General features: G+C 44.6%; 10 protein-coding genes. All 10 read left to right on the top strand.

The annotated features are described in order from the left end of the window. Positions 1 to 114 precede the first annotated feature (114 nt). The 10 genes from OM416_RS05120 (at position 115) to OM416_RS05075 (ending at position 14,057) form a co-directional block, all read left to right on the top strand. On the top strand, positions 115 to 594 hold the full coding sequence (locus tag OM416_RS05120; RefSeq protein WP_264927615.1) for a hypothetical protein: 480 nt from the start codon (positions 115 to 117) through the stop codon (positions 592 to 594). A 20-nt stretch (positions 595 to 614) separates the two neighbouring features. Then, the gene (locus tag OM416_RS05115) at positions 615 to 947 is read left to right on the top strand and encodes a hypothetical protein (RefSeq protein ID WP_211175732.1); all 333 of its coding nucleotides are present in this window, start codon (positions 615 to 617) and stop codon (positions 945 to 947) included. Between the two features lie 67 nt (positions 948 to 1,014). After that, positions 1,015 to 4,869, top strand: a complete 3,855-nt coding sequence (locus tag OM416_RS05110; RefSeq protein WP_264927611.1) for a hypothetical protein — start codon at positions 1,015 to 1,017, stop codon at positions 4,867 to 4,869. A gap of 14 nt (positions 4,870 to 4,883) precedes the next feature. Continuing rightward, a complete protein-coding gene (locus OM416_RS05105) occupies positions 4,884 to 5,534 on the top strand; it encodes an S-layer homology domain-containing protein (protein ID WP_264927609.1) in 651 nt (216 codons plus the stop codon). A 40-nt stretch (positions 5,535 to 5,574) separates the two neighbouring features. Beyond that, the gene (locus OM416_RS05100) at positions 5,575 to 6,987 is read left to right on the top strand and encodes a hypothetical protein (RefSeq protein ID WP_264927607.1); all 1,413 of its coding nucleotides are present in this window, start codon (positions 5,575 to 5,577) and stop codon (positions 6,985 to 6,987) included. Positions 6,988 to 7,002: 15 nt separating this feature from the next. Next, positions 7,003 to 10,143, top strand: a complete 3,141-nt coding sequence (locus tag OM416_RS05095; RefSeq protein WP_264927605.1) for a M23 family metallopeptidase — start codon at positions 7,003 to 7,005, stop codon at positions 10,141 to 10,143. Continuing rightward, positions 10,143 to 10,559, top strand: coding sequence for a hypothetical protein (locus OM416_RS05090; RefSeq protein ID WP_264927603.1), 417 nt, complete (start codon positions 10,143 to 10,145; stop codon positions 10,557 to 10,559). The genes OM416_RS05095 and OM416_RS05090 overlap by 1 nt, the downstream gene beginning before the upstream one ends. 63 nt (positions 10,560 to 10,622) lie before the next feature. After that, positions 10,623 to 10,988 (top strand): hypothetical protein, encoded by a 366-nt coding sequence (locus OM416_RS05085; protein WP_264927602.1) that lies wholly within the window; start codon positions 10,623 to 10,625, stop codon positions 10,986 to 10,988. 11 nt (positions 10,989 to 10,999) lie between these two features. Then, entirely contained in the window at positions 11,000 to 12,895 is a 1,896-nt protein-coding gene (locus OM416_RS05080) for a hypothetical protein (RefSeq protein ID WP_264927600.1), read from the top strand. Between the two features lie 16 nt (positions 12,896 to 12,911). After that, positions 12,912 to 14,057 carry a hypothetical protein gene (locus OM416_RS05075; RefSeq protein ID WP_264927599.1) on the top strand — a complete coding sequence of 382 codons (1,146 nt, stop codon included), beginning with the start codon at positions 12,912 to 12,914 and terminating at the stop codon, positions 14,055 to 14,057. Positions 14,058 to 14,120: the final 63 nt, after the last annotated feature.

The raw sequence follows: 14,120 nt of genomic DNA, 5'->3' as shown, positions 1-14,120 counted from the left end.
TGATTGCTCCTGGCAAGGTATCAAACGGCATCTGTGTCCTCCCCTTCACAGAGCCTTGCCTTGCCAGGTTTTTTAGTATATGGGGGAGAATGTCCTGGGGAGGTCTTTAAATTCATGGAAACAGAACAAGAAAAAGCCGAGCGTGAGCTTGCGGAAAAGCTGAATGAGGAAGCGTCGAAACGAATCAAAGATGATCCGGAAAACAAACGGGTGACTCCGGAGGAAGTGGAGGCTGCTGAACGTGCATTCTTCGAAGATGATGAGATTATTACGCTGCGGGATCGACGGAAATATCGTATTCCGCCGTGTAACCTGAAGGATGCCCGTCGTCTGATGAAGTTGCTGAAGACGGTCAATATTGATGCCATTATCCTTAATTTCATTCCGACTGAGAATGATGAACTGGACGAAAAGCGGCAGCAGGATTTATTTGATGTATTGGCAATGGCGTTCAAAAATTATCCTCATATCGTGACCAAAGACGAGCACGGTGAGTATATCATCAATCGAGAATATCTGGATGAGTATCTTGATCTGAACACAGCTCGCAAAGTCATTGATATGCTCATAGGGCTCAATGGTTTAAAAAAGTAGAACGCACTGAGGGGGAATCTTTGGAGGGAACCGAAATCCGTGATACGGAAACACAGGAACCCGTTCACTGGGGAGAAATCTTCTTCACCCTCCATAAACACTGTGGGCTGAACAAGTGGGAGATTTGGGAGTACACACTCCCTCAGGTTGCGGAGCTGTGCAAGTCAGCCGAGAAATATATTCAATTTGAGATTGAACTTATGACAGCACCTTTCCGCATGTTCGGTGGCGGTGGAGGCGAGGAAGTCGAAGAAGATGGCACCGTCAGACGTAAAAGAACCTTCAATGACGAGGATTACACAGAGATATCAGAAGATGATATCGGTATGCTTGCACAAGCGCTCGGAGGATAAGAGAGAGACATCCCGTTTTGCCTAAATGAAGGTAGAACGGGATTTATGCATAAAGGCGGTGATTCTTTTGACTGAAACAGAAGGACAAGGAGAGAAACACTCCTTAACACAAGAAATATTAACGGATATGGATCAATTAACTGGACAAAACGCAGCGCTGAAAGGGAGATCCCCTTCAGGTGTTAGCGCGTTGGTTAGACGTGTGGAAACAATCAGAAGTGATATGCAGTCGCAAATGATTGAAACGCTGACTACTGATTTGGAGCACTTTTATCGAGAAGCTTTCAGTGAAATGAAGGATGTGTCGGCAGCTGGATCACAGGAGTTGTTAGACTCCGTGATGAATACGATGAAATATATTTCATCAGCTGAAACCAAGGGGTATTCATCAACACTACTCAAGAAATCTCTTGACTCGTCGCAACAGATGGATCAACAGATGACCCGGGCCAACCAGAATTTCGAGCTTAGATCGTCTGGAACATCGGATGATAGTAGGCAATACACACAAACGGGAACAGTCAAAAATCTGCAACGAATTGCACTGCAACATGGTATGGATCAGGAAGATGTAGGTCTTGCCTATCGCATTGGTTCTCGTAATTATGATCATGCATCTGAGGCTGTCGCATTTGCTGAAGAAGTGGCCAAGCTGAATTCAGTGGGCAATACAGATGTAGAACAGACGGCAACAGGTCTGGAAGCTGTTAATTCGGCATGGGGAAGCAGTAGCTTTGATCTGTCCCAAGTCACAGACATGATGATCAGAGCTTCAACGATGTTGGATATTGGCGTTCAGGACTTGATGGATATGATGCGTCAGACCTTTCCGATGGCTGGTAACCTTGATGGAACGCTTGCACAAGAGGATGCATTAGCCAACTGGATTAGCAAGGCTGGATTGTTGGTTCAGTCCAAAGGAGATCATCCTCAGCAGGGCTTTGCATCGAATCGAGTTAGATTCGATATTCTTGCTGAACAATTGAAGGCTACGGATGCAAACGCATCGATCCATCAGCGCACCGGTAGTAGAGACAACCTTCAATTCCGACAACGAGAGATCGAAATCGCATTTCAGATTGCAACACATGAGGCGATGCAAGGATTGAAAGAGGAATTTGCCCAGCTGGGCGATTATCTTATCGCAGTCATGCGGTTAATTGGTGATCGTACGGGTAGCATTGTTGATCATATGGAACTGCTTAACCGAATTATGGATGAAGTCGGAGTGCAGGTTGCCTGGGATAAGTTCGGTGAAGTGATGAATGAAGGCGATCAGAAACGATATGGTGCTACGAATGCAGATCCAGAGAAAGTTGGTAATACGGGGAGCAATGTTCCCGAGCGACTACAAGTCACGGATGTGCAGCGTGCTGGTGTAGCGCAGGAAATGGGCAGACAGCAGAGTCGTCTACAGACTCTGGATCATCGCAGAACTGAAGTTCAAAGTAAGGCCGCAGCCAAGCAAGATGATGTACTTCAGGCTCGGACAACCCGAGATCATCAACATGAAATGTACAATCAGGCTATACAAGATGGGGATACAGCTGCTTCTTCCGTTCATGCAGAAGAACGTGACGAAGCTGAGAAGCGAGTCAAAACGTATAGTCGAGAACTTCTTCTGTTGCGAGAAGAAATGCATTCACTCGATATTCAGATTGTAAAGACGAAGCGAAGTCTTGAGTTTCTAGGCCGAGAACTGGATGACACGAGTAGAGCAATGATGCAACTTGAACACCAAGCTAGAGTTTTGATGATGGCGATGGATGACATGGACCTGAATGCAGTTGAACTACGAAACAAGTTGTATTTCCTTAATGCTGAGTTTACATACGGTTCAACCGATGTTCAGCGGTACGAATCCGAGATCCAGAAGCTGCGTAAGCAGTCAACGCTATTGAATGACGTTCTCTCCACATTGAGAACCGAAGTCAATGAGTTAAATGCTTCTTTTAGACAGGGCATGATTGATGCTACAGCATACATATCCAAACTGAAGGAACTTGAACGAGTTCAGCTCGCGAGTATGATGAGTGGTCCAGGAGGATTACTAGTTGTTCCAGGAGCAGGAAGCAGTGGATCCCCTGTTAAGGATGACAAGGAAGATTCAGCAAACAAACCTTTTTTAGAGAGACATCAAGATCTCATCAATGACGTAATTAAGGATATGGCTACATCAAAGATTGAGGAAGTTATGGATTTTGGTTCAGACAAGAAGAAGAAGGACAAGCCCAAGAGACGAGGGATTAAACAGAGATTCGAAGATATGAAGGAAGTCGGTAGTAAAAAAGCATTTTTTAATGGTCATGCACCTATTCGTGACAAGGACGGGAACGTAGTCAGAGGACCGGATAAGCCAGATGGAACCCCTGGAGATATCCTTACCCAACGTGATATTACGAGAGAGCGTAAGAAAAACGGAGATATTCCAGGGAAATGGGCAAAGCTCGGCAAGTTGGGCAAGTCGATACTGAAACCGCTAAAAGCTGTCCCATACCTGGGCATGGCCATGACTGCGGTGGATGTAGTATCCGGTCTGGTTGATCCTCTGAGCAATATGGGGAAATCAGAAGCAGAAAAGCAGAGTATTCGTGCAACAAATAAAGAAGAACTAGCCAAGGATTTTAAAGATATGGAGCAATCCTCATTTGTAGGTAAAGTGTGGAAAGGTCTTAACCTGGGAATGGATGGGATTTTCAAGGGCGGAATGAGCACCTTGTTCGGAAACAATGCCACCAACAATAAGATGGGGGATTACTGGGCGGGTTTCAAAGCGGTATGGTCCGAAAAAGGCGGAGATGCGGTTGAGAAGAAACTGGCCAAAGAGTATAACTACGAGCAGGAGAAGAAAGAGGCCCAGATTCAAATGGATAAAGAGTCAGGAAAGCCACCTGGCGATAACACTCAACAACAACCACAGATACAATACATTCAACCCCAAATGCAGTACATTCCTGCTGCGGGCGGAATAGGGGCCATGGCTAATGGGTATAAACCTCAGCCGCAAAGCAATGGCATTGATGAAATGATCGCCAAAATTAATCGGCAGCTTAACAAATCGACAAGTGACAACGAAACCAATTACCAAGTCACACGATCCCGTTTGTTGATTAGTGGTGTTCGCGAAGATTCTGGTCAGATGCGTGCGCTAATGGAGAAATATTTGCAAGAGAATATCAAGTTCTTTGATAAGGCCATTGCAAGTTTACAGAAGACGTACGACAAGATGGCTGAAGGCAAGGAGAAAGATGAACTGGGTCTGGAGATCAATGAGAAGAAACAGCAGAAGGCACAGTCAGAACTTGAACTAAGTGGTGTTAAAAACAGCCAAATTGATGAGCTTAGACGCAAAATGAATGATCAGTTTGAGTTGACGCAGTTGGATTATGATAAACGAATGTATGATCTCCTGGCGGCTAATGGGGGTAAGGAAGATGCACCTGAATTAATTGCATTGAACAAATCCCGTGCATCTGAAATGAACTCACAAATAAGTTCGATCAAGCAAGATTGGAATAATTTGCTAAATAGTGGATTGTTTAAACCGGGCACGGATGAATATATGCAGATTTTTAAACAAATCCAGTCATTGGGTGTAGAACAGTCCAAAAATTTGTATGAAATTAGCAAAAAAATGGATAAACCGATATCTTCATTCAACATTCCAGCAGGTCTTAAGGTCATGGATTACTTTGATTACATGACGACAAACAATACACATAAAAGTGTGATGGTTGGTTCGGGTGATGTTACGGTTCATGTGAACATTGATAATATGACAGGCAGCACAAAAGATGTGGAGAGGCTGACATCTACGTTGGATAAAACACTGCGGCAGAACAGCCCGGGCATGGTGAACTATATGGCCAGCAATGTTGGTGCGGGAATGGGAATTAATCATATCCCTAGATATAGTAGATAAGGAGGAACTCTGATATGACTCAGCAAAATCCGTTTGGCTTAGTTAATGACCGGTATAAAAGAAAGCTGTATGTAGATACAGGCATGAAGTTCGAGCCAGTAAACGGAAGAATTATTGATCCGTACTCTTCACCTTCGCCTAATCCGCAAGTGAGGGAAATTAAAATGATTAATGCTCCCTCGCATTTTCATCAGATGGGCGTGTCTTCGTACAAGGCGATCATTAACATCCTGTTTAAAGATAAGCAATCCTATCACGACTACGCGATGTACGTAGGCTGGACACACAAATTTTATGATGAGAAGGGTAATATCTATTTTGGTGTTGTAGAGTCCATCAAAGTCGACCCTATTTTCTACCATCAGGATACGATGGATAAGGATCAGAAGGGGTACAAGGTCGAATTGACCATGACCCTGATCAAAAAAGATGGTTATGACCGTAAGAGTGCAATACAGTTTCAGGATTTACAGACGACAGAAGGCAAGGACCACTGGGCAAGAGATTCCATTGAACGCTTGGCTGATTTGGGACTGACGGTTGTAACACAATTGGATGGCACCCCAATTCTATATTTCAGACCGGAAAACTTCATCACCAGAGCAGAGTTTGTTACTTTCCTGATGCGAACCAAGCGTCTGCTGGAACGAACAATTCGAGAGTAGGGTGACCTACTCTCTTTTCTGTCTATTCTAAAGGTAGGAGGTGTTTATCATACGAAAATGGGTTGATGTAAACGAAGGGGACTGGTTCTATAACGATGTTATGGAAGCTACGAATATGGTCTTGGAAGATGGTGAAGTCTTTGTTGCCGGAATCAACTATAACAAGTTTGAGGAAGGCAAGCCTTTTGTATATGAAGAAATCAAGGGACAAGCGGGGCAAACCTCATTTAGTCTGCCTGTGCTGATTAAACCAACAGATGACAATCCACTGTATGTGTTTATTGATGGTGTTCAAACGATCTACCAAACGGCTGAAACCAATAGTAAGGGATTAACTGATGTGGAGTTGTATACCGGAGTAAAAGCAGGACAGGTGGTGTCCTTCTGTAGTTATGGTGAACCGTTGCTGGACAGTGCTTGGAAAAGGCCACCGGTGTCCTGGACTGGAGATCTGCCCAGAGCTGTACTTAGTGCAGCGACGACCTATTTCTACGATCCATTCAGTCGTAACCATCAGGAATATTTGTATGCAGCAGGCCAACCGCTTCGGAGACTCAGTATTCCTTCCGAGGTATGGGCAGACACCATGGGAGATGTAGAGGCGGTAACCAAAATTGCAACAAAGGCTATTGGTTACCGAACCGATGTATATTGTGTCAGCCCGGGGGGCTCGGTGTTTCTTCCTTTTAATCTGAACGGTGTTACCTGCAAGTTCAATTATTGGACGAAGAATAACAAGTTCATGAGTGAAGATATCAAAGCCACAACCCTCAAACCAGCATACAACAATTGTTTTTTTCCTAATGCCATTATACAGCGTGGAGAAGCCTTTCATCTGATTAATAAGTTACGCAAGGTGTTCTATGCCAGATTTACGGACATGGAAGCACCAACGACGGAGATTAATCAAACCATATCTGCTTTTCAAGGGCAACGGGTGTTTAGGCTTAACGGCAATTATCCGGCGGGTAAAAAGAAACTTAAAGTTACAGTGAAATTTAATGAATTAAAAAAAGATAAAGTCCCAGAGACACCGGCTTATTCGGAAATTGACAACCACACGGTTGTTTTTAGTCAACCTTTGTCAGAGGGCGACGAAGTGACGTTCTATTATCTCAAAGATGTGAGCGAGAGGTTCGCAGACGTTGGCAAAGATTCGGCCATTTATTATCAGGACAAAAAGGAGCGGGTAGAACAGTCCAAGGATGCTTTCTGGAAAATAGCCGTCTCGGAAATGGAAGACGAAACATTTGCGAACAATGATCCACTAATCAATGGCATTCCTATCAAGAAAAAGGTGGATGGTGCAGCGGAAGTCACGGATATGGGAAGACCTGTAGGTGGTACGGACGAGGAAGAGATATGGTTCCTTGGAAATTCCGCTATGACCCGGGCTGAAGCCGCAGCTTTCCTGGACCGATTCATGAAATGGACCATCGAGCGATTCAAGTAAGGGGGAGATTACAATATGATTCCAATTTCGGATGAGGTTATGAATGTGCTGTCCCAGCGTCTGAAGCTGGGGGAAGGAGCGCTTCCCAATATCCGGGTCGAAGTAGATCGGTTGGCCTTTATCCCGGGACGGACGGAAGAGTTCAGGCATATCGTAGACGAGCAGATACCCATCATCAGTACAGAATCCGTTTGGGTGGATGAATCGAGTGATGGCATATATAACGGTTCGACTCAAGCGAATACCCAGGAGATTTGTTTTCCGATCAAAGGTAAAACGTTTATTACTACTCCTGTGACAGATAAATTTGGTAGTCCTCGTGATAGCGCGTCAAAAATTCACCGAGGCATCGATTTGTCAGAAAAGATCGGGACGCCAATTTTGGCTGCGTGGGCCGGAAAAGTAGTCCGAACATCCTTGAATAGAACAGAAGGTGCTGGTAATGCCGTAAATATTAGACATGCTAATGGTGTAATCACCAAGTATTTTCACTTGAAAGAAATTCTCTGTTCGGTGGATGATGAAGTAGCTCAAGGGGCTGTCATTGGAACGCTAGGCAATACAGGTGGCGTATATACCGGTGGGCATAAGGTGTCCCCGGCTGAACGTGCGGCGGGCAAGGGAAAACATCTACATTTTGAAATTTGGGAAGGAGTCAATCCAACAACGAGAACCGGAGAGGGAGGCAAGCCAGTTAATCCTGAATTGTATTTCAAAGGCCAGCGCAAGTTGCACGGAAATGCGAAAACAACATTTACTGATGTAAAGCCGGTTCAGGTCGAGGGATATCCCGGAGAGATCAAACTGAATGAGAAATTCGACAAACGAAACTGGCATGAGAAAAACGTTTATACAACCGGATTGAAATTTTCGGATTATGCCAAGATTGAATCGGGCTGGACTATGTTTGATTCAGGAGGCAAGTTGCTGTATACGTTTGAAGGCAAAGCCGCCGTAGCTGAATTTGAGATTAACGTGACAAAACTGAGTATGCCCACGCAAGGGCTGCTTAGTATTGGAATGGGGACTAATTTTAGTGATGCGGAAGGGGATTCTTTCGCCGTGGTGATTGATGGTAAAACGTATGCCTATGTGAATAAGTTTAACGGGGCATATGATCTGACCAAACTGACGGAATTGAATAATATTGTGATCCCTGCAAAAGCCAAGAGTATCAAGATTAAGGTGACCTATGGGGGGAAACAAAACCCCGCTGTCCCAACCGGGTCTGTTCCTGCTTCGAGTAAGAAGTATAAAAAGTTCGCCATTGATTATATTCGCATACAAGAGTTGTTGCCTGCTCCGTTGAAGAATCAAAAGAGTGAAGAAGGGCTCGATCCATCTAAAGGATATTATCAAACGAACAGCTACACAGATTTTATCAATAATAGAAGGACAGAGACGGATGTTATTCAGGTCGGGTCTTTTGTCTATATGGACACGCAGGTTCTTCCCAATATCATTAGTGCCGAAATTGATGATCAGTTTGATTCTGAAGCCAGGGAAGCACGACTGACGATCTCCAATCCGAGAGGATTCTTCTCTCCGGATTATAATCCTGCTCATTTTCCCGAGCTTGGTGGTGTGACGTCTCCATGGTCTTATTTCGCAAACGGATTCCATATCGGAGTCCTGAGTGAAAATACACCGATACGCATATATATGGGATATGGTCAGCACATGATGCGGGTATTTACGGGACTGATTGACAAGGTGGACATCAATGGCGAAGGCTCCACGCTGGAGATTACGGCCCGAGATATGTACAAGCGTATTATCGAGAAAGTTATTTCCGAGAAAAAAGCCTATCCAGAAGTAGATGAGATTGATAATGTGCCAGATCCGGTGCCGCCTGCAGCAGTTGGCACGGACCGGACATCATCCATAATTCAGGCTGCACAGGCCCAAGCTGCAGCGTATGGTGTGCCTGATCATAAGTTTTTGCTTGCGATATGCAGGCACGAGACCGTTCTTGGAACACAAGGTAAGGGTAAAGATGAGAACGGCAGCTTTATTCTTGGATATGGCTGTCCTAGTGAGGGACCGTGTACGGATAAATACGCAGGTATTCAGGAGCAAATGAAGCGCGGAGCAGAACGGATGTCCAAGGCGCTGGCTTCCAGAGGGAAAAAAGTGAGTTCCAAGGCGGATGTACTTTATTTCCATAATGGTGGAGACATTGCTCCCATGACCTGGAGTCAAGATCGAGAGAATTGGGTGGACAAGGTATGGACCTATTATCAGGAGATGCTCGCAGATCCGGCAAGCTGGGCCATTACAGCAACCTCCACTCCGGCAGTTACACCAACACCCGCTCAGCCTGTAGAATTTGAAAAGCCGGCTTGGGTCAAATCAACCGTTGTACTAGATCTGGTTAAACATGCAGGTATGGTGGGTTGGAGGGCAACCAGTGAGGATCGCTCTTATCCTGACTACGTAATTGACGAGACCTATCTGATTGAAGTGAATCAAAAGACGGGCAGGGTCATTGTCCCCGTACCGGGTCAGGAAGGTGAGTTTGAAGTCAAGGATGCAAGCACAGTGCTGACACCGAACGGATGGCTTAATCCATTTATTGAGGAGTATGGCAAGACGTTTGAGCAATGGTCTGCCAAAGTTACGGAAGCTGTTCAGGAGGTGATCTCGGAGATTCCGTATCGAAGCTACTGTGACCGTTATGGTACGTACCGACTGGAGAGCTTGAATTATGACAAACCGGTCGTAGCAGAATTTTCCGAGAATGACAATCTGATCTCCATAACCAAATCTACAGACTGGTCCAGAGGAAGAAGTCACATCGTTGTTATCGACTCGAATGATAGTCAGAGCAGTTTCGTAGACAAGGAGATTTTGCTCGAACTCAAAGGAGAAATCCGAACCATGGTGCTGGCCGTTCCTTGGGCGAAAACGGTTGAAGCAAAAAGGCAAGTAGCAGAGCGAGCTTTTTTTGATATGAAACGTATGTGCCGTACGCTTCAGGTGTCCATTCCTGCGAATCCTGCGCTTGATCTGCTCGACAACGTCATTGTGACGGATAAAACGACCACCACACGAGCTGAATATACCATTAAAAGTATTAAAACCAGTTATTCGGTCGACCGTGGCATGTTACAGGTCATTGATATGATGTGGGCAAGAAAGGGAGTGATGGTATAATGGCCGGCATTGTGAATGAAAATATTGTATTTCCTGTGCTGGATCTAATCCACCGGGAACTTCGCAAATATAGCAGTATCTCCAATTCGAATGTTTCTCCTCTTGAAGGTGAGCCTTCCGTTACATTATATCGGGAGCACATGCAGGACCCGGACCGGGTGACTGGAGCAGATCTCTTGTATGAATCGGCATGGAAGGTTTCGATCTGGATGAAGTTTGGCTCAGAGGATGAGGAAGACTTTCCTTCTGGAGTAGGTTATTCCCACCCGGATTATGAGTATTACAAGTATTTCAGGTTAACGCAGGTGACGGCCCGTACATATGATCCGAGTGGAGAGTCAATGTTCACTTACAATATTGGTCTAAATTATGATGACGAAGGACGCTTAACTGGAACGAGCGTAAGTCGTATATAACATGTAGGAGGTGGTTCCATGGCATTTAATGTATCTTACATCGCGGGTGGCGTCATCGACAAAGTGCGCGAGCTGCCGTACCCACACTTCAGTAAAAAGACGATCCCGTTCATTCGGGGACAGATGTTGGACATTCCGGCGGCGAAGACCACCAAGTCTGATACGTTCACCTTGGCGTATGACACAGAGTTTCTGAGCATTGCGTTTGCGGCGAGCCACTACTGTGTCGGAGATTACTGGGAACTGACGATCGGGACTGAAAAGGTGTGCCGTACCATTTATGCGAAGGAACTTCCCGAGTCGGTTTCTATGGGGAACAGTTTCGGAATTGTCTACCCGATTCCGGCGGGAACGACTATCACGTTTGACTTCTACAACGCGGTCGCTGAAGCCAAGTCGGTCTGGTACAACATCAAATTTTTGAGATAAGGAGGGTGACGATGGCACAGACAGTACCATTAACCAAGTTCAGTGGGTTCGTGTCGGGCGAAAGTAAAGCTGAGGATATTATTTTCGATCTGGCCAATGCAATTGTAAGCGCGAAGATTCCATCCGCCAATGGTTTAAATGTGGAAAACAAATGGAAAAAGGTCTACGAGTCCATGTCAGATGTATGGGTGACTTACAAAGAGATGACCCGTTCAGGCGTACAAGGAAAATATAAGCATACTGATGGGAAGCTCTATGATGTATTGAAGGTTGCTTCTAACTTACCGAATCTGACTAAGACACAAGACGGCACTTCTTTGGTGGATGAAGAAGGATTTCTTTCTGAGGTAAGTTCATTTTATGGAAACAATCCAACGGGAAAAAAGATTCAAGTTGTTTCATTTGAATACATTGATAATGAGGGGATAACTCAGTCTGTAATGGTCCCAGGAAGCCTTGTAGTAATACTTCCTGATGCCAATTCTCAGTGGGGATCAAGGGTTTATCTTGTAAAGCAAGTTCATGTGAAGAAGAACGGCATGAAGATTGATAAAATTGACTGGAATGAATTTGAATTGCTTTCGGAACTACCGAAAGACTGGGATTATGCACTAACACAGCTGGGATATAAGTTCAGAGTTGAACGTAATAGATATTTAGTTACTGGGACATCAAGCAGTTATTATACCACTGTTGATCAACAGCCTGTTTTGGCGGAGAAATACACGTTTACCGAACGATACTATATCGCTGAACCAACCAACTACACTACACCAAAGGTTGTGTTGAAAGCTACACCAGATGTACCAGAGGGGATTTCCGCTCGGGATTACTTCATCATGTTTACTCAGCCTCAGAGCTTTGGGGGTGGAGATTATAATTACTTTGACTGCCAGCATGGTGTAGGATTTGTAGGGGAATTAAGCAAGGGTGATCCGTCAGCTACATACAAAGGAATCTGCAGTCCTTCAACCGTATCACCTGGGTCAACACCCGTGGTGTTGGATCAGACAGCAGCAGAAGCGATGTACGAGCAGTGGAATGATCCTGAAGCAACTAAATTATACACACCGCCAACTATCACATGGGACAAGGATTTTGATGGCCTTACTGAACTAATCAGTCCAGCTTCCCATTTCTTTTACGGACGTAACTCTACCGTAAAATGGTTGCCAAACAAAAAACGGAGACCGGATTATCTGGTAGCCTACCATATTTCAGTCAATAACGACCGGGCTGCGGTTGTCATTGAAGGAGATCCTTCTCCAAATATTCATGGATATTACCGAAGTTTCGGTTATTTTGGAAAAATCGTACCTTTCAATGACCATGATCATATTGGCAACTTTGGTTTAACCGTAGGTATGGGAGACTTAAAACAAGATCTAACAGGATACACAAAAAATGAAATCCGAACGGATTTGAATCCTGACAAGTATGCGCAATACGGAGAGTATACTTCGAACGGGATGGACTCGGTATCTCTTCTTCGAACTCGAGGTAACGTATTGTATCAAGCTCATTATCCAGCATTTATTACCCAGCTGCCGAATTATCCCGATGTTGGGAGCATCCCAAAAGAACTGTCTAAACTAGTGTTAGACAAGGACGGTTTCCAAAAGTCACTATGGACTGGGAAATACCATGCAAGTCCAGTCTACTTGGTGCACCAAGCGGAAGGTTATCGGGGTTATATGGATGGGGTTGTCGCGATATATGATCAGAATCTCGTTAATCTGGATGAACTGATTGTAGATACGGAGATTCCCAAAGATAATGATAACCCTGCAGCTGGTAATTGGACTGAAGTGTACAAATTCTTCAGTATCAAATCACCGATGAACTTTTTCAAGCAGTCGCCTGCACCGGATCAGGTCACGATTGCAATACTTAAGGAAATTAAATAAGGAGGATTAACATTACATGGCAAATTTCAAGTATGTAGAAACCATTACAACATCCCAGGATCTTCTGAACAAGTTGAAGGAGGAGATTACGGCTTTCGAGAAATTCCCCTTCGAATCAACAGCGGGTGAAACAGCTGAGAATAACTCGTGGAAGGTGTTTTATGAGGAAAAGGATGCTGAAAATCGTATCAGTCTGTTGATTCTTCAAGGCACCATGATTATCGGAACAACAGAAAAACCAATCACCAAAAAATATTATGTACAGTTCACGAATCACGCCATCGTTCCACGAGTGATCACACCAACACCTAAATATGTAGAGCATAGTACATTGACGGTCCAATTGCTTGAAGGACTGGAAGGAGAAGAGCCTGCTGCTTTGCCAGTGAAGACACTGCCAACATTCAAATTAACAGGTCACCCTGTACTGTACCAGTGGGCACTGGAGAGTCATACGCCAACGGATCGAAATAAAGAAAAGCCAGTTTACATGTATATCAATGTGATGAATAATCGTCTGGCTATGGTTCTGGTTGCAGATCCGGCTGTAAATTTCCTGGATTACAAAAAATCATTCCTCTATGTAGGTGCGCTGAAGCCATTCAAATACAACCTCAATGATGTAGACGGAAACGTTATGCTGACGGCAGGTGCAGTTATTGATGAACCGGATATCGCAACAATCGCCAAAGACGGTACATACTACTATGGACAGTATACTTCTGCAGGTAACAATACGTTGCAGATGCTCAAGACCAAATCAGGTATTGAATTCCAAAGTCATTATCCTTCTTTCATTACACAAGCACCACCAGTAGGCAAAGCCTTTATTGATCCTGAACTTGGGGATACGGGACTTGAACTGGAACCACAGGGTTTCCAAGCATCCAAATGGACGTCCAAATATCACTTGTCTCCAATTTATGTTGTCCACCCCTATGAGGGATATCGTGGTCAGTTTGACAACTGCATTGCGGTAACGAAACATAATATCCTTCACCTGGATGAGTTGATTATTGACGTGGAAGGAAAGCCTTGGCATCAAGAGGTTTATCGTTATTTCGATACAGATACACAACAGAACTTCATGAACTTATCAGCTAATCAACGGATGGGCGTAGCGATTCTGAAAGAGGTACGTTACTCAAGTAAACAAGCATAGACCTGAATCGTATAGATTCAGTAGAGGGAACCCTGACTCCGCTCAGGAGTTCCCTTTTTATTT

The sequence above is a fragment of the Paenibacillus sp. LS1 genome, assembly GCF_026013365.1.
Lineage (GTDB): Bacteria > Bacillota > Bacilli > Paenibacillales > Paenibacillaceae > Paenibacillus.
The sequence above is the reverse complement of the archived record's forward strand: the minus strand, read 5'-3'. Positions and strand labels throughout refer to the sequence as shown.

What these genes read in the sequence shown, in the direction of transcription:
- OM416_RS05075 (WP_264927599.1), top strand. Translation starts at nt 12,912, where the DNA reads ATGGCAAATTTCAAGTATGTAGAAACCATTACAACATCCCAGGATCTT.
- OM416_RS05120 (WP_264927615.1), top strand. Translation starts at nt 115, where the DNA reads ATGGAAACAGAACAAGAAAAAGCCGAGCGTGAGCTTGCGGAAAAGCTG.
- OM416_RS05105 (WP_264927609.1), top strand. Translation starts at nt 4,884, where the DNA reads ATGACTCAGCAAAATCCGTTTGGCTTAGTTAATGACCGGTATAAAAGA.
- OM416_RS05080 (WP_264927600.1), top strand. Translation starts at nt 11,000, where the DNA reads ATGGCACAGACAGTACCATTAACCAAGTTCAGTGGGTTCGTGTCGGGC.
- OM416_RS05090 (WP_264927603.1), top strand. Translation starts at nt 10,143, where the DNA reads ATGGCCGGCATTGTGAATGAAAATATTGTATTTCCTGTGCTGGATCTA.
- OM416_RS05095 (WP_264927605.1), top strand. Translation starts at nt 7,003, where the DNA reads ATGATTCCAATTTCGGATGAGGTTATGAATGTGCTGTCCCAGCGTCTG.